A 22476-nucleotide genomic window follows, 5' to 3' on the forward strand; every position below is an offset into this window, starting at 1 on the left:
TGTTCGCAGGTGTTATGGATAAATCAACGTAAACCAGACATCCGACTGAATATTGCCTGGCACGAGGTGTTCGGAAATAGCGCGATAGCGGGCGCTAAAATGAAATGCGAGCTCGCTGGTATTCACCGGCAACCAGCTGACGGCCGTTGCATTTGGGATAATCTGACGCTGCTGTTCATCAAAAAGCGCCAGTCCCACGCCGCTGCTGACAGGTGTTTCGCCTGGCCGCGATGTCGCCAGAAAAACCTGCGGATCTTCCTCTGGTGTAACACCCTGAAACTGGATCCCTACGGTGCGCGAGACATCCACGCTGCAATCCAGCAGTCGCACGGTGAAGGGCACGTTAACCGTTGAGAAACTGCCCACACCGGAAAATGAATTGGTTCGGTACTGCCCCATGTCGATGCGCATATTCTGGCTGTCGGGCGCCACGGCGCAGCCGCCGTTTACCAGCTCCCCGCGAAGATGCACTTTGCCACCGTCGATCACCACGGTATGTGCCGATGCCGGGCCAGCCATCGCAAGGGTTAACAGCAGTAGTGTTCCAGTCCTTGTCATCCTTCATTCCTGGCATTTGCGTATGACGGCCTCATCCCTGAGGCCTGAACATCCTTGTGCGAGGGAATTATTCGTATTTCATTACGAAGGTGGCGTCAGCGTTCGCCTGGCCTGGCTCGGTGGTCGCAGCCGTTGATTTATAACGCGCGGTGAATTTCAGGGTGTTAGTCCCTTCAATCAGCGTCTGAGCGGCAGAGAAGGTCGCACCGTCTGGGGTCAGCACGCTGGATTTGCTGTCGAGGATCTCGATACCCACGCCTTTTGCGGTGTTGTCGTTGTTACCGGACGTCACGGCCAGCAGGGTTTTGTCGGTTGGGTCGATCTGACCGGTGAAGGCAACCGCAGCGGTTTTAGCGACCAGCGGATCGCAGTCATTCAGCTCAATGTTGAATGGAATATTAGAGGTGGTGTCGCCCACTTTGGTGAATTTCGCGGTACGATACTGACCGAGATTAACGGTCTGCTCGGAAGAATCAGTATTTACTGAACAAGCAGCATTAACCAGTTCACCTTTAAAATGCACGGTACCGCCATTTACGGTTACCGGCGTGGCTGGATCTTCAGCATGAGCGGCACCCGCGACCAGGGCCAGTGTAGCAATAACAGTAGAAGCAATGTTGCTGAGTTTCATGTCTATTCCTTTAAAATGTAAATAACCCTTCCCGCGAAAATCGGGAATAAGAAATACGTTCAATTGATTAATTGAAAGCTTATTTCGGAGGAGACAAAGTAGCGCAGGAATAGGTTTTTAAATATGTCAAAACGCTGCCATTTCGCCAGGTCACATCCTAATACTGCCTAAGAAATTGACCACCCACTAAGAAGGGTTTTTGCGTCTCGCTGATAAAAACGCGTAAAGGGTGACTGACAGCGGCGCTCGCTTCTGACAAAATACAGGCAATCCCCCCTTTCAAACGTTACAGACGGAATCATCTCTCTGATGGCAGCAAAGATAATTGACGGTAAAACGATTGCGCAGCAGGTGCGCTCTGAGGTCGCGGAAAAAGTGAAGGCACGTAAAGTTGCCGGAAAACGCGCTCCCGGGCTCGCCGTTGTGCTGGTTGGTAGCAACCCGGCATCGCAGATTTATGTCGGTAGCAAGCGCAAAGCGTGTGAAGAGGTGGGGTTCGTCTCCCGCTCTTACGATTTGCCTGAAACCACCAGCGAAGCGGAACTGCTGGAACTGATTGACACCCTGAACGCCGATAAAGAGATCGACGGTATTCTGGTTCAATTGCCGCTGCCAGCAGGCATCGACAACGTGAAGGTGCTGGAGCGTATCGCTCCGGATAAAGACGTTGACGGTTTCCATCCGTACAACGTGGGTCGTCTGTGCCAGCGCGCGCCGCGTCTGCGCCCATGCACCCCGCGAGGTATCGTGACGCTGCTGGAGCGCTATAACATCGACACTTACGGTCTTAACGCCGTTGTCATCGGTGCGTCCAACATCGTGGGCCGCCCGATGAGCATGGAGCTGCTGCTGGCTGGCTGCACGACCACCGTGACCCACCGCTTCACCAAAAACCTGCGACACCACGTCGAGAACGCCGATCTGCTGATCGTGGCGGTTGGCAAGCCGGGCTTTATTCCTGGAGAGTGGATCAAAGAAGGCGCAATTGTCGTGGACGTCGGTATTAACCGTCTGGAAAACGGCAAAGTGGTCGGCGACGTGGTATATGAAGATGCGGCGGCACGCGCCTCTTACATCACGCCAGTACCGGGCGGCGTAGGCCCAATGACCGTAGCAACACTGATTCAGAATACGTTGCAGGCATGCGAAGAGTATCACGACGTAGAGGACGCGTAAGATGGCGACATTTTCATTAGGTAAACACCCGCACGTAGAGCTGTGCGATCTGCTGAAGCTGGAAGGCTGGAGCGAAAGCGGCGCGCAGGCCAAAATCGCCATTGCCGATGGACTGGTAAAAGTCGACGGCGCGGTGGAAACCCGCAAGCGCTGCAAAATTGTCGCGGGCCAGACCGTGAGTTTTGAAGGACAGAGCGTGACGGTTACGGCCTGAGCCGTCTGATGCCCGGTGGCGCTGCGCTTACCGGGCCTACGTACTGTCTCCATTTGTAGGCCGGGTAAGGCGAAGCCGCACCCGGCAATTTCTCTCACCATCCCCCCACAATCATCACGGTTAATTATCGATCAACTTCAAATAATCACTATTTCATCTGTTGAAAGGTGAGAATTCAGTTGCGCGTTTTTCAGGCTTTCTCCACGATAAGTAGAACGTTCTACTAAAACGTTCTACTTACAATAACAGCGCCAAAAAAAGCGCTACTCGGGGGAAATCAGCATGGGTCTGATATCAGGGTTTGTTAAATCGCTGTCTAAGTTATCGATGATTGGTCGCGCCTTAATGCTGCCAATTTCACTGCTTCCCGCTGCGGGCCTGCTGCTGGCCTTCGGCGACAAGTTCCATCTGCCGCTGATGATGAACGCGGGCGGGGTGATTTTTGACAACCTGCCGATGCTGTTCGCCATTGGCTCCGCCGTGGGCCTGGCGTCAGAGTCCGGTATTGCGGCGCTCTCTGCGGCGGTCTCGGTGTTTGTCACCAACATCACCATCAGCACCGTGCTGAGCATCACGCCGGAAATGGCCTCGCAGGGCGGGAAATACGCCATGGTGGTCGGCATACCCACGCTGCAGATGGGCGTCTTCGGCGGCCTGATCTGCGGTATCCTTGCGGCCTGGTGTTTTAACCGCTTCCACACCATGCAGCTGCCGGAGTTCCTTGGCTTCTTCTCCGGTAAGCGCTTCGTGGCGATTGCCACCGCGTTCCTCTCGTTCCTGATGGGGCTGTTGCTGCCGTACGTCTGGCAGCATATTCAGGCCGGTATCGACGCACTCTCGGTGATTGTTAACGGCGATAACCAGGCGGCCTCGACCTTTATCTTCGGCCTGGTGGAGCGTGCGCTAATCCCCCTCGGTCTGCACCATATCTGGTATCCGTCGTTCTGGTATTCGTTTGGGGATTACACAACTCAGGCAGGCCAGGTGATTCATGGCGACCAGACCATCTGGTTCAAGATGCTGGAAGAAGGGGTGAAATCCTTCAGCAGCGACACCTACCAGAACGCCGGTAAATTCATGCAGGGTGAATTCCCGCTGATGCTGTTCGCGCTGCCTGCGGCGTGCCTGGCGATGTATCACGAAGCCCACACGAAAAACAAAAAGATTGCGGCCGGTATTCTGTTCTCGGCAGCGCTCACCTGCTTCCTGACGGGGATCACCGAACCGGTAGAGTTTACCTTTATCTTCGTGGCGCCGATTCTCTACGTCTTTAATGCCATCATGGCGGGCCTGGCCTACATGACCATGTACCTGTTGCATGCGCATATCGCCAAATCGTTCTCGGCGGGCTTTATCGACTACCTGTCGTTTGGGATCCTGCCGTCCTTTAACGGTTACAAGACCAACTTCCTGAATGCCATTATCATCGGCATTCCAATGGGGCTGATTTACTACTTTACGTTCCGCTTCGTGATCCGTCGCTTCGACGTCAAAACCCCGGGTCGTACCGATGTCACTGCCAATGCAAATGACAAGTCCGATTCCGAACTTGCCACAGAGATTATCAGCCTGCTGGGCGGCGCGCAGAATATTGATTCCGTTGGCTCCTGCATTACCCGCCTGCGTCTGGAAGTGGCGAAAAGCGAGGCAGTGGATAAAGACGGCCTGAACGGACTCGGCGCCCGCGGCGTAGTCTTCGTTGGCGACAACGGTATTCAGGTGATTTTCGGTGCCAGAGCACAGTTTATCGCCCAGACCATGTCCACCATGATTGGCAAATAATAAGATGCCGGCGTGATGCGTCTCCTGTACGCTGGGGGACGCATTACTTTATCTGGCTGATAATCGGTTAATTTCAGGGAGCGGTTTTGAAGAAAGTCAGCATTATTGATGTCGCAAAGCACGCGGGCGTCTCGGTCTCAACCGTTTCGCTGGTGCTGCGCCAGAAAGGGAAAATCTCAGAGGCAACGATCGGGAAGGTCAACGCCGCCATCACGACGCTGGGCTATGTTCATAACGTCGCCGCTGCCAACCTTCGCGCCAACACCTCTAATTTAATTGGCCTGATCCTGCGGGACTTCAGCGACAGCTTTTCCATCAAGGTGATGGCGAGCATTGTTCAGGAGCTGGAGAAGCAAGGCTATATGGTGTTTCTCGGTCAGCCACTGAATGACCGTGAGCATCTTGAACGCACCCTGCTCTCGTTTAAGCAGCAGGGCGTGGCGGGTGTCATCTATCTGGCGTCCGACACCCGCACCGCAACGCTGCCGGAACACATTCGCCACTGCCCGCTGCCGTTGGTGGTCGTTTCCCAGTCGTTGCTGGATGAAAAATGTAACCTGGTCATGCGCGATAACCGCCAGGCCGCGAACCTGGCCGCGCGCTATCTTATCGAGCGCGGACATCGCAATATTGCCTACATTGGCGGGCGCGACGGCTGTCTTCTCCGCGAGCAACGCCTGCTCGGTTTTCGCAGTGCCATGACGCAAAGCGGGCTGGTCTGGCGTGACGAATATTCTCCCGCCTGCCCCGATGATACCCAGGCGGCGGCGATGGCAACGCGCCAGTTGCTTGAGAAGAACAACACCATCACCGCCCTGCTCTGCCACTCCCCGGATGCCATGCTCGGCTCCATCTCAGGCATTCACCAGGTGGGGCGTACGGTGGGTAAAGATGTGTTCCTTACGCAGCAGGTCGCGCTGGTCGGTTTTGAAGATATGCTTCACGTTAACCTTACCTCACCGTCGTTGACCTATGTCTCCTCAGCAAGCGATGAAACCGGGCGTCAGGCGGCAGGGCTGATTATCCGTAAGCTGAAAGAGCCAGATCTGCAAACGCAACGCATCACCCTCTCCGGGCAGCTTATCGCACGCGAGTCGGCGTAAAATCAGAATATAGCACAGCGTATTTTCCGCCATTACCCTGCTATATTTCCATGATTTGCCATGGATAAATGCAATGCCTACCGTTATCACTCACGCAGCTGTTCCCCTTTGCCTGGGCTTAGGCCTGGGAAGTAAAGTCATCCCTCCCCGCCTGTTATTTGCCGGAATTGTCCTCGCCATGCTGCCGGACGCCGACGTGCTGGCGTTTAAGTTCGGCGTCGCTTACGGCAATGTTTTCGGCCATCGCGGCTTTACCCATTCCCTGCTGTTTGCCTTTGTGGTGCCGATACTTTGCGTGCTGATTGGCCGACGATGGTTCAAAACTCCTCTGACGCGCTGCTGGCTTTTTTTGACCGTGTCACTGCTGTCTCACAGCCTGCTGGATTCCGTGACGACCGGCGGAAAAGGGGTCGGCTGGCTGTGGCCGTGGTCAGATGAACGCTTCTTTGCCCCGTGGCAGGTGATAAAAGTCGCGCCGTTTGCCCTGTCGCGCTATACCACGCCGTACGGACATCAGGTGATCATTTCAGAGTTGCTGTGGGTCTGGCTGCCGGGAGTGGTGCTGATGGGGTTGCTGTGGTGGAGAAAACGTGCGCGCTGATGCCCTCACCCCGGCCCTCTCCCACAGGGAGAGGGAGAAAACCTAACAATTCCCTCTCCCTGTGGGAGAGGGTTAGGGTAAGGGGAAAATTACTTACGACGCCAGGTGGTGCCCTGCGGGCCGTCTTCCAGAATAATCCCCATCTCGGTCAGACGGTTACGCGCCGCATCTGCCGCCGCCCAGTCTTTCGCCTGACGCGCTTCCAGACGTGCCTTGATCAAGGCTTCAATTTCCGCCACTTCGCCGTCGTCCGCCTGCGCACCGCTCTGCAGGAAGGCGTCTGGCTCCTGCTCCAGCAGGCCGAGCACGGAAGAGAGCTTACGCAGATGAGAGGCCAGCGCATTCGCCGCCGCCATATCTTCTGACTTCAGACGGTTCACTTCGCGCGCCATATCGAACAGCACAGAGTAGGCTTCCGGAGTATTGAAGTCGTCGTTCATCACCTCAACAAAGCGGGCTTCGAAGGCGTCGCCGCCTGCGGCAGGAACAGACTTGTCGGTACCGCGCAGCGCGGTATACAGACGTTCCAGCGCCGAACGCGCCTGCTTCAGGTTCTCTTCGCTGTAGTTCAGCTGGCTGCGATAGTGGCCGGACATCAGGAAGTAACGCACGGTTTCCGCATCGTAATACTTGAGCACGTCGCGCACGGTAAAGAAGTTGCCCAGCGATTTTGACATCTTCTCGCGGTCAACCATCACCATTCCGGAGTGCATCCAGTAGTTCACGTACTCGCCGCCGTGGGCACAGGTGGACTGCGCAATTTCGTTTTCGTGGTGCGGGAACATCAGATCCGAACCGCCGCCGTGAATGTCGAAGTGTTTGCCCAGCTGTTTGCAGTTCATCGCGGAACATTCAATGTGCCAGCCCGGACGCCCTTCACCCCAGGGAGATGGCCAGCTTGGCTCACCCTCTTTGGACATCTTCCACAGCACGAAGTCCATCGGATTACGCTTCACGTCGACCACGTCCACGCGGGCCCCAGCCTGCAGCTGATCCAGATCCTGACGGGAAAGCGCACCGTAGGTCGGGTCCGTTGGCACGGAGAACATCACGTCGCCGTTATCCGCCACATAGGCGTGACCGCGTGCGATCAGCTTCTCGGTGATCTCAATGATTTCGTGAATATGGTGAGTTGCACGCGGCTCGCTGTCCGGACGCTGAATGTTTAAAGCGTCGAAATCTTTGTGCATCTCGACAATCATGCGATCCACCAGCGCAACAAAACTCTCGCCGTTTTCATTCGCGCGTTTGATGATTTTGTCGTCGATGTCGGTGATATTGCGGACGTACTTCAGGCTGTAGCCTAAAAAACGCAGGTAACGTGACACCACGTCGAAGGCAACGAAGGTGCGCCCATGGCCGATGTGACAGAGATCGTAAACGGTAATACCACACACGTACATGCCGACTTCCCCGGCATGAATAGGTTTAAATTCCTCTTTTTGGCGCGTCATTGTATTAAAGATTTTTAACATCGAAGATTCCATGTAAACACGTGTGTGGGTTGTTTGTTCCCTATAATACCTATAATTCGGAATAGGATCAGCACACAATGCAAGGTGATCGCGTCCTGTGGTTATGCTATAACAAGCCCCTATATGTGACCCGAACGCGGGTCGACGTACCACAATAACGGAACAGGATGCAAAAATGGTTACTTTCCACACTAATCATGGCGATATCGTAATCAAAACCTTTGATGACAAAGCGCCTGAAACAGTTAAAAACTTCCTGGACTACTGCCGCGAAGGTTTCTACGACAACACCATTTTCCACCGCGTGATCAACGGCTTTATGATCCAGGGTGGCGGTTTTGAACCGGGTATGAAGCAGAAAGCGACGAAAGAAGCGATCAAAAACGAAGCCAACAACGGCCTGAAAAACACCCGTGGCACGCTGGCAATGGCCCGTACCCAGGCGCCTCACTCCGCGACGGCGCAGTTCTTCATCAACGTGGCTGATAACGACTTCCTGAACTTCTCCGGCGAAAGCCTGCAGGGTTGGGGCTACTGCGTGTTCGCAGAAGTGGTTGAAGGTATGGACGTGGTCGATAAGATCAAAGCCGTCTCTACTGGCCGCAGCGGCATGCACCAGGACGTTCCTAAAGAAGACGTTGTGATTACAAGCGTGACCGTCAGCGAGTAATTCGTGGCGACACTCTTTATTGCGGATCTGCATCTGCAAACAGAAGAACCGGCGATCACCGCCGGTTTTCTGCGTTTTTTACGCGGTGAAGCGAAAAGCGCCGATGCGCTGTACATCCTGGGCGACCTGTTTGAAGCCTGGATTGGCGACGATGATCCTGACCCGCTGCATCGTGAAATCGCCTCCGCCATTAAGGCGCTGGTTGATTCCGGAGTCCCCTGCTATTTCATTCACGGCAACCGTGATTTTCTGCTCGGCAAGCGCTACGCCCGCGAAAGCGGCATGACGCTGCTGCCGGAAGAACAGGTGCTCGACCTCTATGGCCGCAGGCTGCTGATTATGCACGGCGATACGCTCTGCACGGACGATACCGGCTATCAGGCGTTTCGCGCCAAAGTTCACACCCCCTGGATCCAGACGCTGTTTCTTGCCCTGCCGCTCTTTATCCGTAAACGCATCGCAGCCAGAATGCGTGCGGGCAGTAAAGCCGCTAACAGCAGTAAATCCATGACCATCATGGACGTCAATCCGCAGGCCGTAGTGAGCGTAATGGAAAAACATGGGGTTCAGTGGTTAATCCACGGTCATACCCACCGCCCTGACGTTCATTCCCTTCTTGCCAACGGCGAACCGGCCCATCGTGTCGTACTGGGTGCCTGGCACAGCGAAGGTTCCATGGTCAAAGTGACGCCTGAGGGTGTTGAGCTGATTGCGTTTCCGTTTTAACCCTCACACTATCATTCTATTTTTTTGAACAATATCGGCAAATTGTTTCGATTTTAATCAGCCCGTGGTCGGCCTATTATTTATCACATCAGGGCAACACGCCCTATCACAGATAAAATACTTAAGGAATACGACTATGAAATCCATCAAAACTTTCGTTGCAGTTGCCGCTCTTTCCCTGGTTTCTTTCGGTTCTTTCGCTCAAAGCGTGAGTGCAACCGCCTCTACCCTTGACCGTGCAGAAGCGAAAATTGCCGCGCAGGCTGCTGAACAAGGCGCGTCTTACAAAATCACGAGCGCCCAGTTCAACAACCGCGTACACATGACGGCAGAACTGACTAAATAATGATTGCCCATCGACGAAAACAGACCGCCAGATGCGGTCTGTTTTGTTATGCCTTACGGCCTACAACGACTCAAGATTTAACCGCGCAACCGTTTTCCTTGCCCGCATAACATGCTATTCTCTGTGCCCTCGAAAGCAGTGTGTTTCGCACCACAGGAGTTTTAAGACGCATGTCTTCCCGCAATAATCCGGCGCGTGTCGCCATCGTGATGGGGTCCAAAAGCGACTGGGCTACCATGCAGTTCGCCGCCGAAATATTTGAAATCCTGAATGTTCCGCACCACGTTGAAGTGGTCTCCGCGCACCGTACACCGGACAAACTGTTCAGCTTCGCCGAAAGCGCCGAAGAGAATGGCTATGAGGTGATCATTGCCGGTGCGGGCGGCGCAGCACATCTGCCCGGCATGATTGCCGCTAAAACCCTGGTACCGGTTCTCGGTGTCCCGGTCCAAAGCGCCGCGTTAAGCGGTGTGGATAGCCTCTACTCCATCGTCCAGATGCCGCGCGGTATCCCTGTCGGCACGCTGGCGATTGGTAAAGCGGGTGCGGCTAATGCCGCCCTGCTGGCGGCGCAAATTCTTGCGACGCACGATAAAGCATTACACCAGCGTCTGGCGGAGTGGCGTAAAGCCCAGACCGATGAGGTGCTGGATAATCCAGACCCGCGGGGTGCGGCATGAAGCAGGTTTGCGTCCTCGGTAACGGCCAGTTAGGCCGCATGCTGCGCCAGGCCGGTGAACCGCTGGGTATTGCCGTCTGGCCTGTCGGGCTGGATGCCGAACCGGAAGCGGTACCGTTCCACCAGAGCGTGATCACCGCCGAGATCGAACGCTGGCCGGAAACCGCGCTGACCCGCGAGCTGGCCCGCCATAACGCCTTCGTTAACCGCGACGTGTTTCCGATCATTGCCGACCGTCTGACGCAAAAGCAGCTGTTCGACAAGCTCGGTCTGGCGACCGCGCCGTGGCAGCTGTTGTCCGATAAAGGCGAGTGGAATGACGTGTTCGCGATGCTGGGCGAGCTGGCGATCGTGAAGCGCCGCGTCGGCGGCTACGACGGCCGCGGCCAGTGGCGTCTGCGTGCGCACGAAACCGCGGAGCTGCCGGACGACTGCTACGGCGAGTGTATCGTTGAGCAGGGCATCAACTTTAGCGGCGAAGTGTCCCTGGTTGGCGCACGCGGGCATGACGGACACACCGTCTTTTATCCGCTGACGCATAACCTGCATCAGGACGGCATTCTGCGCACTAGCGTCGCCTTCCCTCAGGCAAACGCCGACCAGCAGGCGCAGGCGGAAGACATGCTCTCAGCCATAATGCACGAGCTGGGTTACGTGGGCGTGATGGCGATGGAGTGTTTTGTTACCCCATCCGGCCTGCTGATCAACGAGCTGGCGCCGCGCGTGCATAACAGCGGCCACTGGACGCAAAACGGTGCCTCCATCAGCCAGTTCGAGCTCCACCTGCGTGCCATCACCGATTTGCCACTGCCGCAGCCGGTCGTGAACAGCCCGTCGGTAATGATCAACCTGATCGGGACCGATCTGAACTACGACTGGCTCAAGCTGCCGCTGGTGCATCTGCACTGGTATGACAAAGAGGTCCGCCAGGGTCGTAAAGTGGGTCACCTGAACCTGAACGACAGCGACACGGGCCGCCTGAGCGCCACCCTGGAAGCCATGATCCCTCTCCTGCCGCCGGAATACGCGAGCGGCATTGTCTGGGCTCAGTCAAAGCTTAAATAAGCGATAAGTGCCGGGGAGTTGATCTTCCCCTTCCCCGGCCTCTCCTCTCGCGCGTAAAATCCCCGCCATTGCTGGTTTTATTTCTGGAATACCCATGAACGATGGAACGGACTATCGCGCGATCCTCGCGTCTGATACCCCTTTAATCGACGTTCGCGCGCCGATAGAATTTGCTCAGGGCGCGATGCCCGCCGCCCTTAACCTGCCGCTGATGAACGACGACGAACGCGCCGCCGTGGGCACATGCTATAAACGTCAGGGCCCCGAGGCCGCACTGGCGCTCGGCCATAGTCTGGTCAACGGCGAGACGCGTGAGGCGCGCATTAACGCCTGGCGTGAAGCCAGCCTTGCTCACCCTGAAGGTTATCTCTGCTGCGCGCGCGGGGGCCAGCGTTCACATATCTCACAGGCCTGGCTGAAAGAGGCCGGTGTCGATTACCCGCTGATCCGCGGCGGCTATAAAGCCCTGCGCCAGACGGCGATTCAGGTGACGATTGAGCAGTCGCAAAAGCCGATGGTGCTTATCGGCGGCTGTACCGGAAACGGGAAAACCCTGCTGGTGAAGCAGCATGCGCAGGGTATCGATCTGGAAGGGCTGGCGCACCACCGCGGTTCGTCCTTTGGCCGCACGCTCACTCCGCAACTGTCCCAGGCCAGCTTTGAAAATCACCTTGCCGTCGAGCTGTTAAAAAAAGATGCCGCGCGCTGGGTGCTGGAAGATGAAGGTCGAATGATTGGCTCCAACCACCTGCCGGAGTGCCTGCGCGACCGCATGAATGAAGCGCCCATCGCGGTTGTCGAGGATCCGTTTGATATTCGTCTTGAGCGTCTGCGCGAAGAGTACTTCGACCACATGTGGGCGGATTTTTCTGCGGCTTATGGTGAAGAGGCCGGCTGGAAAGAGTACAGCGCGTATCTGCACCACGGACTGTTCGCCATTCGCCGCCGCCTGGGGCTACAGCGCTTTGCGGAATTTACAGCGCTGCTGGATTCTGCACTTATTGAGCAACAACGCTCTGGCAATACCGAGGCGCACTTTAGCTGGCTTGTGCCGCTTCTGAAGGAGTATTACGACCCGATGTACGGCTATCAGCTTGAGAAGAAAGCGGAGAAGATTATTTATCGCGGCACGTTCGCAGAGGTTGCGGGCTGGTTGAATCGCTGAAAAAAGCCGGGTGGCGGCTACGCCTTACCCGGCCTACGCGTGCTTTTGTAGCCCCGGTAAGCGCAGCGCCACCGGGGAACAGACGACTTAGAAGTCGTAACGCAGACGCACCAGGTTCATGTCGCCCAGGTTGTCGGTGCTGGAGGTGAACACGTGTTCGTAATCCACGCGGAAACCGTAATCCAGCTGGAAGCTGATACCCACGCCATTGTCGATGCGCTGGTAGTTACGGCCATTCACATATTCAATGCGGTCGCCCATGAAGTAAGGCTGGATGGATTTCACCGCATACTGGCCGATCGGGAATTTATACCCTGCGAAGTATTCAATACCCCACGCGTCGCCCGCAAAGTAGTCGTTAACAGACACTTTTTTGGTGGTCAGGAAGTTCTGATACCAGCCGCCGCCTGCGGAGAAGGTCCAGTTGTCCGGCGTCCAGCTCAGCGCGGTACCGAGGATGTTCTGGTCGTAGGTTTTGCTGTCGCCGTTGTCCGGGTTACGCATGTCCGCACGGGTGTAGTTCCACGCTGCGCCCCAGGTCAGGTCGGTGGTCAGGTGGTAATCCAGGCCCAGTGAACCGCCGCCTTTACGCTTATAGCGCAGGCCGTTACCCGGCAGGTATTCGCTGTCTTCAAACAGGTAAGATGCATAGATGTCGGCATCACCCACGGTTTTCTTGTATTTCAGCATCTGGCGTGAACGGTAAGAACCGTCGTAGTCGCCGTTGATCCCGTTACCTGGTGCCTGAGCAATCATGTCGTAGTCCCAGATATCGGTTTTCGCGCCCACCACATCATAGTAAACGCTGTTCTGTTGACCGAAGGTCAGCGTACCCCAGGTATCGCTCTTCAGGCCGGTGTAGAGCATACGGCGAGTGGTATCGTGTGCGCCGTCTGCATAGTGATGATCCCAGTTAAACTGGGCAGGGATGTTCACACCCAGTTCGTAGTAGCTTATCCAGCTAATATCATCAAACAGGTAGTAATCAGCCGCGAAACGGAAACGGGTACCGCCGTCAAAACCGTTACGTTTGTAGCTGTTTTTACCGTCGTCGCCGGTCATGTTCTGGAACTGAGGACGAATGCTGCCGCCAACGGTAAAGTTCAGACGGCTCAGCGGGTTACCCGCCTGCGGATCCTGTTTAAGAACGGTGATTTCCGCCTGAGAAGCGAAGGTCGTTAATGCCACTGCCGCGCCAATCGTTACCGCCAGCGCTGATTTTTTTATAGTCATTATTTTTCCTTAATAGACACGCTGCTAAATATTTAGCGGGTGAATATTAACTGGAAATAATCGGGCCGTGTGGACGGGTTTTTAATGTTTTGTGCTACTAAATACGTGGGTATTATCACTTTGTGCTTTTAAAATATTGCACACCGGCATAAAAACCGGCGTGCAATTATCACGGAGCTGGATTACCCCATAAACTGCCGGAACAGCGCTTTGCCCCTTAACAGGCGCGTTCCGAGCCAGCCCCCGCAGAGGGAGAGCAGCACCGCGCCGCAGAGAGGCAGAATCAGCCAGAGACGCCAGTCAGGCTCCCACGGGAAGTCGAAGACACGTGTCTGCAACACCGCCAGCGCCGTCTCGGCGCCAATCGCGGCCACCAGACCGGCCACCAGCCCCAGCAGCGCAAACTCGCTCCAGAGCGTCATCCGCAGCAACCGCTTCCCGGCCCCCAGCGTGCGGTAGACCACCAGCTCCTGATGGCGCTGACGCATGCCCACCTGCACCTGGGCCAGCAGCAACAGCACGCCGCAGATGGTCACCAGCACCACCATGACCTCCAGCGCGCGGCTCACCTGCTCCAGCACCTGTCCCACCTGCTTCAGGATCGCCCCAATATCCAGCAGGCTGACCGTCGGGAATTCCCGATTAAGCTGCGTCAGCATGCCGTTGCCATTTTCCCAGCGGAAGCTGGTCAGCCAGCTTTGCGGCTGTCCATCCAGCGCCCCCGGCGGGAAGATAAAGAAGAAGTTGGGCCGCAGACTTTCCCAGTCCACCTTTCGCAGGCTGGTGACTTTGGCGGTAAAGTCCTGGGTATCGCCGGTGAAGGTCACGCTGTCCCCGAGCTTCACGTTCAGGCGCACCGCCAGCCCTTCCTCCATTGATACCTCCCCCGCTTTCGGCGGCCAGGTGCCTGCCGCGATCGGGTTATGGTCGGGCCGTTTCTCCTGCCATGTCAGGTTAAGTTCGCGGTTCAGCGACTCGTCCTTGTTCCCCTCCGTCGACTGCCCGTTGATTTGCGTCAGACGGGCGCGAACAATCGGATAAAACGACTCCGGGACAATATGATGCTCAGAGAGGAAACCCTTCAGCGGCGTAACCTGCTCAGGCGCGATATTGATCAGAAAATAGTTCGGACTTTCCGGGGGAAGCTGCTGCTGCCAGCGATCCAGCAGATCGCCCCGCAGCACCAGCAACAGGGCCAGCAGCATAAACGACAGTGAAAACGCCGACAGCTGGCTGAGCGTAGACCAGGGCTGATGCAGCAGACGATTAACGGCCAGGCGCACGGGCAGCGATTTCACCGTCAGCCTCTTCAGAACGTTGAGCAGTATCCAGCCCAGTACGCCGCACAGCAGCGCCAGCACAACCGCACCGGCCAGCACCGCCCACAGCAGCGTGCTGCCGCCCATCAGCCAGGCCAGCAGCCCCACCGCGACCGCAATAATCACCGGAAGGTAGAACTTCAGCGGCCAGACGTTCGCCACCACATCATTACGCAGCACGCGCAGCGGCTGCGTCGCGAGCAGCAGCCGGTAGGGCCGCAGCCCCACCAGCACCGAGATCACGACCATCGCGCCAATCGCCCACAGCCACGGCCAGAAGCTGGCGGGTGGCAATGCGGACGGAAGCACCGGTTTTAACATCACCATCAGCAGTTTTTCAAACAGCAGCCCTATGATTCCGCCAGTGAACACTGACAAAACCAGCAGCATTAGCCACTGGCCGACGATCAGCTTGCGCAGCTGCGGCCGTCCCGCGCCGAGGGTTTTAAGGATCGCCACCCGATCGTAGCGGCTGCGGCAGTAATGCCCCATCGCCACCGCCACTGCCGCTACCGCCAGCAGCAGGGTTAAGAGCGCCGAAAGCAGCAGGAACTGCTGAGAGCGCTCCAGAGATTTACCGAGCGCCCCCTCGTCCTGCTCCAGCCCGTACCAGCGGTGCTCCGGTTTAAGCTGCGGGAGCAGCCATTTTTCATACCCATCAAGCTGGGCTGGCGTGCCGCCAAACTTGTAGCGCCAGGTGACGCGGCTGCCCGGCTGGACAGCATGGGTTGCCGGAACATCCGCCGTGTTCATCAGCAGGCGTGGCGCAAGCTGGAAGGGGTTAAAGCCGGAGTCGGGCTCCTGCACCACCTCCCCGGCAATTTTCAGCGTGGCATCGCCCACGTCAATACTGTCACCGGCTTTCAGGTTCAGAAGCGCCATTAAACGCGATGCCAGCAGCACCGTGCCGGGCGTTGGTTTTAACCCCGGCGGACTGGTTTGTAAGTCACCGTACATCGGGTAGACATCATCCACGGCTTTCACGCTGGCGAGCTGCGGCGTGTCCCCCGCAAAGGTCATGGTCTGGAAGGTGATTTGCTCTCCCACCTTCAACCCTGCTTTGTGCGCTTCCTCAATCCAGCCCGGCGGAACAGGACGCGAGCTTTGCAGCGCCCGGTCCCCGGCCATAAATTCCCGGCTCTGCTGGCTGAGCCCTTTTTCCATACGGTCGCTGACGCTGCCGAGCGCCAGCACGCAGGCCACCGCCAGGCTTAACGCCAGCCAGACAATCAGCAGCGAGGGCGAGCGCCACTCGCGCCAGAACCAGCGGGCAATCATGCTTCCTCCTGAAGCGTACCGTTGACCAGCCGCAGACGCCGGTCGCAGCGGGCGGCCAGCTGCGGATCGTGGGTCACGAGGATCAGCGTGGTTCCGTGTTCACGGTTAAGCGAGAACAACAGATCCGCGATTTTGTCGCCGGTTTTACGGTCAAGGTTGCCGGTGGGTTCATCAGCAAACAGCACTTCCGGACGGCCATTAAAGGCGCGCGCCAGCGCCACACGCTGTTGCTCCCCGCCGGAAAGCTGTGCGGGAAGATGGCTGAGGCGCTTGCCCAGACCGAGCTGTTCCAGCAACGCCTTCGCATGGGCGCGGCTTTCGCGACTCTTTTCACCGCGCAACAGCGCCGGGAGTTCGACGTTCTCCAGCGCGTTCAGCGTGGGGATCAGCATAAAAGACTGAAAGACAAACCCGATGTGGCGCGCACGCAGCGCAGCACGCCCCTCTTCATCAAGCTGGTGCAGCGGCTGCCCGACAAGATGAACCTCGCCGCTGCTCCCGTCGTCCAGACCGGCCAGAATCGCCAGCAGCGTGGACTTGCCGGAACCGGATTCGCCAATCAGCGCGATGGTTTCAGCGCGTTTGACAACGAGTTCAACTCCAGTAAGGATGGAAAGCTCGTGTTCCCCCTGACCGACGGACTTCTTAAGACGATGAACTTCAACACTGTTTTCCGCTGGCATTTGCCCTTCCTGTTCTTGATTCTGATGACCTTCCGCGCGGCGGCAGCGGACACGTTACTGATTCTCGGCGACAGCCTGAGCGCGGGCTATCGCATGGCGGCCAGCGCAGCCTGGCCCGCTCTGCTCAACGATAAATGGCAGAGCAAGACGACGGTTATCAACGGCAGCATCAGCGGCGATACCTCGCAGCAGGGCCTGTCGCGCCTGCCAGCGCTACTCAAACAGCATCAGCCGCGCTGGGTGCTGGTTGAGCTTGGCGGCAACGATGGATTGCGCGGTTTCCAGCCTCAGCAGACGGAACAGACGCTGCGCACCATTTTGCAGGACATCAAGGCGGCAAACGCCCAGCCGCTGCTGATGCAAATTCGCCTGCCCGCTAACTACGGTCGTCGGTATAATGAAGCCTTTAGCGCGATCTACCCTAAGCTTGCCAAAGAGTTTGATATTCCGCTGCTGCCATTTTTCATGGAAGAGGTCTATCTCAAACCCCAGTGGATGCAAGACGACGGGATCCACCCCAATCGCGATGCGCAGCCGTTTATTGCCGACTGGATGGCAACGCGGCTGGCTCCTTTAGTTAAACATGACTCCTGATTAAGCGGAGATCCTGACAGGTAAAGTTATGCAAAAATCGGTCTTAATTACAGGATGTTCCAGCGGAATCGGTCTTGAAAGCGCGCTCGAATTAAAGCGTCAGGGATTTCGGGTGCTGGCGGCCTGCCGCAAACCCGACGATGTCGAACGCATGAACGGGCTGGGCTTTACCGGCGTGCTGCTGGATATGGACTCCCCGGAAAGCGTCGAACGCGCCGCCGATGAGGTGATAGCCCTGACCGACAATCGTCTGTACGGGCTTTTTAATAATGCCGGTTACGGCGTGTATGGCCCGCTGGATACGCTCTCGCGCGAAACGCTGGAAAAGCAGTTTTCAACCAACTTCTTTGGTGTCCACCAGCTCACCATGCGTCTGCTCCCCGCCATGCTGCCGCACGGCGAGGGGCGTATCGTGATGACATCGTCAGTTATGGGTCTGATATCAACGCCCGGCCGCGGCGCCTACGCCGCCAGCAAATATGCGCTGGAGGCCTGGTCCGACGCCCTGCGCATGGAGTTACGTCACAGCGGCATTAAGGTCAGCCTGATTGAACCCGGCCCGATCCGCACCCGCTTTACCGAAAACGTTAACCAGACGCAGGCGGATAAACCGGTCGAAAACCCCGGCATTGCCGCACGATTTACGCTCGGGCCCGAAGCGGTGGTTGCCAAAGTGCGCCATGCTTTTGAGAGTGAACATCCCAAAATGCGCTACCCGGTAACGCTGGTCACTCATGCCGTTGGCTGGTTAAAACGTCTGCTACCGGGCCGGATGATGGACAAAATTTTACACGGTTGAGTTGAAGCGACAGCGCTCACCCCCATGTAAATAACAAACCGATAAAAGAGAAGGCCGCATGTCCGTACAGAATATCGTCAATATTACTGAAGCAAACCTGCAACAGATCCTCGAACAGTCGATGGCAAAACCCGTGCTGTTCTACTTCTGGTCTGAACGCAGCCAGCACTGTTTACAGCTGACGCCGGTGCTGGAAAGCCTTGCCGCGCAGTACAACGGTCAGTTCATTCTTGCCAAACTGGACTGTGACGCAGAGCCGATGGTGGCGTCTCAGTTTGGTTTGCGCGCCATACCTACCGTCTACCTGTTCCAGAACGGTCAGCCTGTTGATGGCTTCCAGGGGCCACAGCCGGAAGAGGCCATTCGCGCCCTGCTGGATAAAGTGCTCCCGCGCGAAGAAGAGCTGAAAGCGCAGGAAGCCATGGCGCTGATGCAGGAAGGCAAATACGACGAGGCGCTGCCGCTGCTTAAAGACGCGTGGCAGCTGTCGAATCAGAACAGTCAGATTGGCCTGCTGCTGGCGGAAACGCAGATTGCCCTGCACCGTTCAGAAGACGCCGAAGCCGTGCTCAAAACGGTTCCCCTGCAGGATCAGGACACCCGTTATCAGGGGCTGGTCGCGCAGATTGAACTGCTGAAACAGGCGGCAGATACGCCGGAAATTCAGCAACTGCAGCAGCAGGTCGCTGACAACCCGGCCGATGCGGCTCTGGCAAGCCAGCTGGCGCTGCAGCTGCATCAGGTGGGGCGTAACGAAGAAGCGCTTGAGCTGCTGTTTAGCCATCTGCAAAAAGACCTCGCTGCCGCAGACGGTCAGGCGCGCAAGATGTTCCAGGAGATCCTGGCCGCGCTGGGCACCGGCGATGCGCTGGCGTCGAAGTATCGTCGTCAGCTGTACGCGTTGCTCTACTAACAAAAAAATGCCCGGTGGCGCTTCGCTTACCGGGCCTGGAAAAGTGCGGATCGTAGGCCGGGCAAACGCAGTGCCGCCCGGCATAATCACCGCACGTTTTTCAACTGCGTCACCACCAGCTGATGGCGCGCGTTGTAAAACTTCCGATAGGTCAGGTAACAGGCAATGATGGTGGACAGGCTTGCCGTTGAGAGCAGCATAAACGTCACCATAATCTGATACTTAATTGCTTTTACCGGATCGATACCGGCAAAAATCAGCCCCGACATCATGCCCGGCAGGCTCACCAGCCCGACCGTTTTGGCTGAATCTACCGTGGGGATCAGCGATGAGCGAATGCTCTCACGAATCAGCCGCGCGGAGGCCACTTTAGGCGTCGCTCCCAGGCTTAATTTCTCCTGTAGCTGCTGCTGTTCACTGCTGAAGCGCTGGCCGAGATTGTTATAACACAGCCCGACGGCCACCATGGCGTTCCCGGCAATCATCCCTGAGATAGGGATAACCTGCATCGGCGTAAACTCAATTGAGCCGGAAAGCACCAGTACCGCCAGCGTTAATGCGGTTCCGGTGGTAATGGCGATAAACGACGAGATAAACGCCTTATCGATGTATTTACTGCGCTTTTGCGCGTTCCACGCCGCATTGAAGCAGATAAACAACACCATCAGCAGCGTCAGCACCGCGTGGTTGACGTTGAAAATATACTTCAGCACATAGCCGACAATAATGAGTTGAATCACCGCGCGGCAGATACTCCACACAATGTCCTTTTCCAGCCCCAGCTTTTCACGGTAGCTGACGACAATCGCGATCAGCACCAGCACCATCGAAAACGCCAGAGATTCGTTCGTAATATTGTGCTCACCCACGGTTTGCCTCCTGCATTTTTCCGCCATGCGGCTGGAGCGTCAGTACGTCATCCGCATGGGTAATTTCGTTAGCGTCATGCGTCACCCACAGCACGGCAATATTCTGCTCGCGGACGTAACGATGAATGATTTCATTGACGTTGCGCTTGTTGGCATCATCGAGCGCGCTGGTGATCTCATCGAGCAGTAACACCTTCGGTAAGAACTGCAGATTACGGATCAGCGAGACGCGCTGCTTTTCGCCGCCCGACAGTTCGGAAACGGACTTTGTCAGGGTGTCCGGCGGCAGATTGAAGCGTGCCAGGTCGGCGGAAAACCGTTCAGGATCGGGCGTCTTATGTCGGATCTGCCAGGGGAAAAGCAGGTTATCGTACACCGTGCTGTCGAACAGGCTCGGGGTTTGCACCGAATAAGAGACCTGCTGGCGGTAAGCCTCGGGTGAAAGCGTTGAAATATCCTTCCCCTCAAAGAAGATCTTTCCCGACGTTGGCGTGAGCAGCGACGCAATGATTTTAAGCAGCGTACTTTTCCCGCAGCCTGAGGGGCCGGTAATCAGTCGAAACTCGCCCGGCAAGAGGCTAAAACTGACATTATTCAGAATGGTGGTACCGCCTGTGCGGTAGCCCACGTCCTCGATGGTTAATACCGCGCTGTTATCCTTCATGTGATCTTCTGCCTTTATCCCAATAATGAGCAGTAGTTTACGGCGATGAGTGATAATAAAGCGACTTTCCTCGTATACTTAGGATCAACAAAAAGTGATTTCATTTCTGCCATAGCATGCAAAACAGGAGGTTTTTATGCTCATCGTTGTTCCTGTCCTTATCTTCGTTGCGCTGGTTATCGTCGGCGCAGGCGTCAAAATTGTCCCTCAGGGTTATCAGTGGACCGTCGAGCGCTTCGGCCGCTATACCAACACGCTACAGCCTGGCTTGAGCCTGATTGTCCCATTCATGGACCGCATCGGTCGCAAGATCAACATGATGGAACAGGTGCTGGATATCCCTTCTCAGGAAGTGATCTCCAAAGATAACGCCAACGTTACCATTGATGCCGTCTGCTTTATTCAGGTGATTGATGCGCCGAAAGCGGCCTATGAGGTGAGCAACCTGGAGCTGGCGATCGTTAACCTGACGATGACCAACATCCGTACCGTGCTTGGCTCGATGGAGCTGGACGAGATGCTCTCCCAGCGCGACAGCATCAATACCCGCCTGCTGCACATTGTCGATGAGGCCACGAACCCGTGGGGGATCAAAGTCACCCGTATCGAGATCCGCGACGTGCGCCCGCCGGCAGAACTGATCGCCTCCATGAACGCCCAGATGAAGGCTGAGCGAACCAAGCGTGCCTATATTCTGGAAGCCGAGGGGGTGCGTCAGGCCGAAATCCTCAAAGCAGAAGGGGAAAAACAGTCGCAGATCCTGAAAGCGGAAGGCGATCGTCAGTCCGCATTCTTACAGGCAGAAGCGCGTGAACGTTCTGCAGAGGCGGAAGCCCGCGCGACCCAGATGGTATCCGAGGCGATTGCCGCCGGTGATATCCAGGCCGTGAACTACTTCGTCGCGCAAAAATATACCGATGCACTGAAAGAGATCGGCTCCGCGAACAACAGCAAAGTGGTGATGATGCCGCTGGATGCCAGCAGCCTGATGGGCTCTATCGCAGGGATTGCCGAACTGATTAAAGACAGCGGAAACGAGCGTAAAAAATGATTGAACTGATCGTCGCACATCCTCATGCGTTCTGGCTAAGCCTCGGTGGCTTACTGCTGGCCGCCGAGATGCTGGGCGGCAACGGTTACCTGCTGTGGAGCGGTGTTGCCGCGGTCATTACCGGCCTGGTCGTCTGGCTTCTGCCGCTTGACTGGGCGTGGCAGGGGGCGCTGTTTGCCGTGCTGACGCTGGTGGCCGCCTGGCTGTGGTGGCGCTGGCTGAACCGACAGGTAAGCGAACAGAAACCGCTGGATGCCCACCTTAACCAGCGCGGACAGCAGATCGTCGGCAAGCGTTTTACGCTCGACACCCCGCTGGTGAACGGGCGCGGGCATATGCGCGTAGGTGACAGCTCGTGGCCGGTGGTGGCCGACGACGACCTCAGCGCCGGAACACGGGTTGAGGTCATTGCGGTAGAAGGCATTACCCTGCGGGTAAAAGCCTGTTAAGCGTGGGTTTTGCGGTGGCAGCAGCCGGCAAGATTGTCGATAATCGGGCAGTCGGCGCTGTCATCACCCGGACAGGAATCCGCCAGCTGTAACAGCTGTTCACGCATCGACTGTAATTCGATGATATGGCGTTCGATCTCCGCCACTTTTTCCAGCGTGCGTTTTTTCACGTCGGCACTGTGGCGCTTCGGATCGTTAAACAGGTTTACCAGCTCGCCGCACTCTTCCAGGTTAAACCCCACCTGCCTTGCCTGGCGCAGTAACGTCAGTTCATCAAGATGCCGTTGCGTGTAGCTGCGGTAACCGTTTTCACTGCGCAACGGCGGCGTTACCAGCCCTTTCTCTTCATAAAAGCGAATGGCTTTGCTGGTTAAGCCGGTTTTTTTTGCCACGTCACTGATATTCACATTTCCCCCTTGACCTTCCCCTTGAT

25 protein-coding genes are annotated in these 22476 nt (G+C 56.6%); 16 read left to right on the forward strand and 9 right to left on the reverse strand.

The annotated features are described in order from the left end of the window. Positions 1 to 12: 12 nt before the first annotated feature. Positions 13 to 558 carry a type 1 fimbrial protein subunit FimI gene (fimI, locus tag ACOTXR_RS07070; protein WP_014882843.1) on the reverse strand — a complete coding sequence of 182 codons (546 nt, stop codon included), beginning with the start codon at positions 556 to 558 and terminating at the stop codon, positions 13 to 15. A gap of 67 nt (positions 559 to 625) precedes the next feature. Then, complete coding sequence (gene fimA, locus ACOTXR_RS07075) at positions 626 to 1189, reverse strand: type 1 fimbrial major subunit FimA (protein WP_014882842.1); 564 nt, start codon at positions 1187 to 1189, stop codon at positions 626 to 628. A 309-nt stretch (positions 1190 to 1498) separates the two neighbouring features. Here fimA and folD point away from each other — a divergent pair, with 309 nt between their 5' ends. The 5 genes from folD (at position 1499) to ACOTXR_RS07100 (ending at position 6065) form a co-directional block, all read left to right on the forward strand. Beyond that, positions 1499 to 2365, forward strand: a complete 867-nt coding sequence (gene folD, locus ACOTXR_RS07080) for a bifunctional methylenetetrahydrofolate dehydrogenase/methenyltetrahydrofolate cyclohydrolase FolD (protein WP_014882841.1) — start codon at positions 1499 to 1501, stop codon at positions 2363 to 2365. A gap of 1 nt (position 2366) precedes the next feature. Continuing rightward, positions 2367 to 2579, forward strand: a complete 213-nt coding sequence (ybcJ, locus tag ACOTXR_RS07085) for a ribosome-associated protein YbcJ (protein WP_004143016.1) — start codon at positions 2367 to 2369, stop codon at positions 2577 to 2579. 282 nt (positions 2580 to 2861) lie between these two features. Continuing rightward, positions 2862 to 4361, forward strand: coding sequence for a PTS transporter subunit EIIC (locus ACOTXR_RS07090; protein WP_014882840.1), 1500 nt, complete (start codon positions 2862 to 2864; stop codon positions 4359 to 4361). Between the two features lie 86 nt (positions 4362 to 4447). Further along, positions 4448 to 5464, forward strand: coding sequence for a Mal regulon transcriptional regulator MalI (malI, locus tag ACOTXR_RS07095; protein ID WP_014882839.1), 1017 nt, complete (start codon positions 4448 to 4450; stop codon positions 5462 to 5464). Positions 5465 to 5537: 73 nt separating this feature from the next. Further along, positions 5538 to 6065 (forward strand): metal-dependent hydrolase, encoded by a 528-nt coding sequence (locus ACOTXR_RS07100; protein ID WP_045134738.1) that lies wholly within the window; start codon positions 5538 to 5540, stop codon positions 6063 to 6065. Between the two features lie 89 nt (positions 6066 to 6154). Here ACOTXR_RS07100 and cysS read toward each other — a convergent pair whose 3' ends face one another. Beyond that, a complete protein-coding gene (cysS, locus tag ACOTXR_RS07105; RefSeq protein WP_058690578.1) occupies positions 6155 to 7540 on the reverse strand; it encodes a cysteine--tRNA ligase in 1386 nt (461 codons plus the stop codon). Between the two features lie 175 nt (positions 7541 to 7715). On the opposite strand from cysS, the gene ppiB reads away from it, so the two are divergent. From ppiB to mnmH, 6 genes are all read left to right on the forward strand, one after another. Beyond that, positions 7716 to 8210, forward strand: a complete 495-nt coding sequence (ppiB, locus tag ACOTXR_RS07110; RefSeq protein ID WP_014882836.1) for a peptidylprolyl isomerase B — start codon at positions 7716 to 7718, stop codon at positions 8208 to 8210. Positions 8211 to 8213: 3 nt separating this feature from the next. Beyond that, complete coding sequence (gene lpxH, locus ACOTXR_RS07115; RefSeq protein WP_045134737.1) at positions 8214 to 8936, forward strand: UDP-2,3-diacylglucosamine diphosphatase; 723 nt, start codon at positions 8214 to 8216, stop codon at positions 8934 to 8936. A 136-nt stretch (positions 8937 to 9072) separates the two neighbouring features. Then, positions 9073 to 9282 (forward strand): YdgH/BhsA/McbA-like domain containing protein, encoded by a 210-nt coding sequence (locus tag ACOTXR_RS07120; protein WP_023336837.1) that lies wholly within the window; start codon positions 9073 to 9075, stop codon positions 9280 to 9282. Between the two features lie 170 nt (positions 9283 to 9452). Then, positions 9453 to 9962: a 5-(carboxyamino)imidazole ribonucleotide mutase gene (gene purE, locus ACOTXR_RS07125; RefSeq protein ID WP_014882834.1), complete on the forward strand. Its 510-nt coding sequence runs from the start codon at positions 9453 to 9455 to the stop codon at positions 9960 to 9962. Next, the gene (gene purK, locus ACOTXR_RS07130) at positions 9959 to 11026 is read left to right on the forward strand and encodes a 5-(carboxyamino)imidazole ribonucleotide synthase (RefSeq protein ID WP_014882833.1); all 1068 of its coding nucleotides are present in this window, start codon (positions 9959 to 9961) and stop codon (positions 11024 to 11026) included. Before purE ends, purK begins: the two co-directional genes overlap by 4 nt. Positions 11027 to 11120: 94 nt before the next feature. Continuing rightward, positions 11121 to 12191: a tRNA 2-selenouridine(34) synthase MnmH gene (gene mnmH, locus ACOTXR_RS07135; RefSeq protein WP_058690576.1), complete on the forward strand. Its 1071-nt coding sequence runs from the start codon at positions 11121 to 11123 to the stop codon at positions 12189 to 12191. Between the two features lie 87 nt (positions 12192 to 12278). On the opposite strand, the gene ACOTXR_RS07140 is transcribed toward mnmH, so the two are convergent. The 3 genes from ACOTXR_RS07140 to ybbA all read right to left on the reverse strand — a co-directional run bounded on the left by ACOTXR_RS07140 (position 12279) and on the right by ybbA (position 16704). Continuing rightward, the gene (locus ACOTXR_RS07140) at positions 12279 to 13424 is read right to left on the reverse strand and encodes a porin (RefSeq protein ID WP_014882831.1); all 1146 of its coding nucleotides are present in this window, start codon (positions 13422 to 13424) and stop codon (positions 12279 to 12281) included. 182 nt (positions 13425 to 13606) lie between these two features. Further along, on the reverse strand, positions 13607 to 16021 hold the full coding sequence (gene ybbP / locus ACOTXR_RS07145; protein WP_058690575.1) for a putative ABC transporter permease subunit YbbP: 2415 nt from the start codon (positions 16019 to 16021) through the stop codon (positions 13607 to 13609). Beyond that, positions 16018 to 16704 (reverse strand): putative ABC transporter ATP-binding protein YbbA, encoded by a 687-nt coding sequence (gene ybbA, locus ACOTXR_RS07150; protein ID WP_421767008.1) that lies wholly within the window; start codon positions 16702 to 16704, stop codon positions 16018 to 16020. The genes ybbP and ybbA overlap by 4 nt, the downstream gene beginning before the upstream one ends. Here ybbA and tesA point away from each other — a divergent pair. From tesA to ACOTXR_RS07165, 3 genes are read left to right on the forward strand one after another with little or no spacing between them, the layout of a single operon-like run. Continuing rightward, entirely contained in the window at positions 16675 to 17298 is a 624-nt protein-coding gene (tesA, locus tag ACOTXR_RS07155; RefSeq protein ID WP_014882828.1) for a multifunctional acyl-CoA thioesterase I/protease I/lysophospholipase L1, read from the forward strand. The two genes, ybbA and tesA, sit on opposite strands and share 30 nt — an antisense overlap. Positions 17299 to 17326: 28 nt before the next feature. Continuing rightward, positions 17327 to 18097 (forward strand): SDR family oxidoreductase, encoded by a 771-nt coding sequence (locus ACOTXR_RS07160; protein ID WP_014882827.1) that lies wholly within the window; start codon positions 17327 to 17329, stop codon positions 18095 to 18097. Positions 18098 to 18155: 58 nt separating this feature from the next. Continuing rightward, a complete protein-coding gene (locus tag ACOTXR_RS07165) occupies positions 18156 to 19010 on the forward strand; it encodes a co-chaperone YbbN (RefSeq protein WP_014882826.1) in 855 nt (284 codons plus the stop codon). Positions 19011 to 19096: 86 nt separating this feature from the next. Here ACOTXR_RS07165 and fetB read toward each other — a convergent pair whose 3' ends face one another. Next, positions 19097 to 19879 carry an iron efflux ABC transporter permease subunit FetB gene (fetB, locus tag ACOTXR_RS07170; protein ID WP_058690574.1) on the reverse strand — a complete coding sequence of 261 codons (783 nt, stop codon included), beginning with the start codon at positions 19877 to 19879 and terminating at the stop codon, positions 19097 to 19099. Beyond that, the gene (gene fetA, locus ACOTXR_RS07175; protein WP_014882824.1) at positions 19872 to 20543 is read right to left on the reverse strand and encodes an iron efflux ABC transporter ATP-binding subunit FetA; all 672 of its coding nucleotides are present in this window, start codon (positions 20541 to 20543) and stop codon (positions 19872 to 19874) included. Before fetA ends, fetB begins: the two co-directional genes overlap by 8 nt. A gap of 136 nt (positions 20544 to 20679) precedes the next feature. Here fetA and ACOTXR_RS07180 point away from each other — a divergent pair, with 136 nt between their 5' ends. Together ACOTXR_RS07180 and ACOTXR_RS07185 are read left to right on the forward strand one after the other, a co-directional pair. Continuing rightward, a complete protein-coding gene (locus ACOTXR_RS07180; RefSeq protein ID WP_008499312.1) occupies positions 20680 to 21594 on the forward strand; it encodes an SPFH domain-containing protein in 915 nt (304 codons plus the stop codon). Then, positions 21591 to 22043 (forward strand): NfeD family protein, encoded by a 453-nt coding sequence (locus ACOTXR_RS07185; protein ID WP_023332259.1) that lies wholly within the window; start codon positions 21591 to 21593, stop codon positions 22041 to 22043. Before ACOTXR_RS07180 ends, ACOTXR_RS07185 begins: the two co-directional genes overlap by 4 nt. On the opposite strand, the gene cueR is transcribed toward ACOTXR_RS07185, so the two are convergent. Beyond that, positions 22040 to 22450 carry a Cu(I)-responsive transcriptional regulator gene (cueR, locus tag ACOTXR_RS07190; RefSeq protein ID WP_014882822.1) on the reverse strand — a complete coding sequence of 137 codons (411 nt, stop codon included), beginning with the start codon at positions 22448 to 22450 and terminating at the stop codon, positions 22040 to 22042. The two genes, ACOTXR_RS07185 and cueR, sit on opposite strands and share 4 nt — an antisense overlap. Positions 22451 to 22476 lie beyond the last annotated feature (26 nt).

Origin of the sequence: Enterobacter cloacae complex sp. IR53030, assembly GCF_049238365.1 — a bacterium.
GTDB lineage: Bacteria > Pseudomonadota > Gammaproteobacteria > Enterobacterales > Enterobacteriaceae > Enterobacter > Enterobacter kobei.

Bases quoted from the DNA above. Each gene is read 5' to 3' on its own strand.
- fimI (WP_014882843.1), bottom strand. From the start codon at position 558: ATGACAAGGACTGGAACACTACTGCTGTTAACCCTTGCGATGGCTGGC.
- fimA (WP_014882842.1), bottom strand. From the start codon at position 1,189: ATGAAACTCAGCAACATTGCTTCTACTGTTATTGCTACACTGGCCCTG.
- folD (WP_014882841.1), top strand. From the start codon at position 1,499: ATGGCAGCAAAGATAATTGACGGTAAAACGATTGCGCAGCAGGTGCGC.
- ybcJ (WP_004143016.1), top strand. From the start codon at position 2,367: ATGGCGACATTTTCATTAGGTAAACACCCGCACGTAGAGCTGTGCGAT.
- ACOTXR_RS07090 (WP_014882840.1), top strand. From the start codon at position 2,862: ATGGGTCTGATATCAGGGTTTGTTAAATCGCTGTCTAAGTTATCGATG.
- ACOTXR_RS07100 (WP_045134738.1), top strand. From the start codon at position 5,538: ATGCCTACCGTTATCACTCACGCAGCTGTTCCCCTTTGCCTGGGCTTA.
- cysS (WP_058690578.1), bottom strand. From the start codon at position 7,540: ATGTTAAAAATCTTTAATACAATGACGCGCCAAAAAGAGGAATTTAAA.
- ppiB (WP_014882836.1), top strand. From the start codon at position 7,716: ATGGTTACTTTCCACACTAATCATGGCGATATCGTAATCAAAACCTTT.
- ACOTXR_RS07120 (WP_023336837.1), top strand. From the start codon at position 9,073: ATGAAATCCATCAAAACTTTCGTTGCAGTTGCCGCTCTTTCCCTGGTT.
- purE (WP_014882834.1), top strand. From the start codon at position 9,453: ATGTCTTCCCGCAATAATCCGGCGCGTGTCGCCATCGTGATGGGGTCC.
- purK (WP_014882833.1), top strand. From the start codon at position 9,959: ATGAAGCAGGTTTGCGTCCTCGGTAACGGCCAGTTAGGCCGCATGCTG.
- mnmH (WP_058690576.1), top strand. From the start codon at position 11,121: ATGAACGATGGAACGGACTATCGCGCGATCCTCGCGTCTGATACCCCT.
- ACOTXR_RS07140 (WP_014882831.1), bottom strand. From the start codon at position 13,424: ATGACTATAAAAAAATCAGCGCTGGCGGTAACGATTGGCGCGGCAGTG.
- ybbP (WP_058690575.1), bottom strand. From the start codon at position 16,021: ATGATTGCCCGCTGGTTCTGGCGCGAGTGGCGCTCGCCCTCGCTGCTG.
- tesA (WP_014882828.1), top strand. From the start codon at position 16,675: ATGAACTTCAACACTGTTTTCCGCTGGCATTTGCCCTTCCTGTTCTTG.
- ybbA (WP_421767008.1), bottom strand. From the start codon at position 16,704: ATGCCAGCGGAAAACAGTGTTGAAGTTCATCGTCTTAAGAAGTCCGTC.
- ACOTXR_RS07160 (WP_014882827.1), top strand. From the start codon at position 17,327: ATGCAAAAATCGGTCTTAATTACAGGATGTTCCAGCGGAATCGGTCTT.
- ACOTXR_RS07165 (WP_014882826.1), top strand. From the start codon at position 18,156: ATGTCCGTACAGAATATCGTCAATATTACTGAAGCAAACCTGCAACAG.
- fetA (WP_014882824.1), bottom strand. From the start codon at position 20,543: ATGAAGGATAACAGCGCGGTATTAACCATCGAGGACGTGGGCTACCGC.
- ACOTXR_RS07180 (WP_008499312.1), top strand. From the start codon at position 20,680: ATGCTCATCGTTGTTCCTGTCCTTATCTTCGTTGCGCTGGTTATCGTC.
- ACOTXR_RS07185 (WP_023332259.1), top strand. From the start codon at position 21,591: ATGATTGAACTGATCGTCGCACATCCTCATGCGTTCTGGCTAAGCCTC.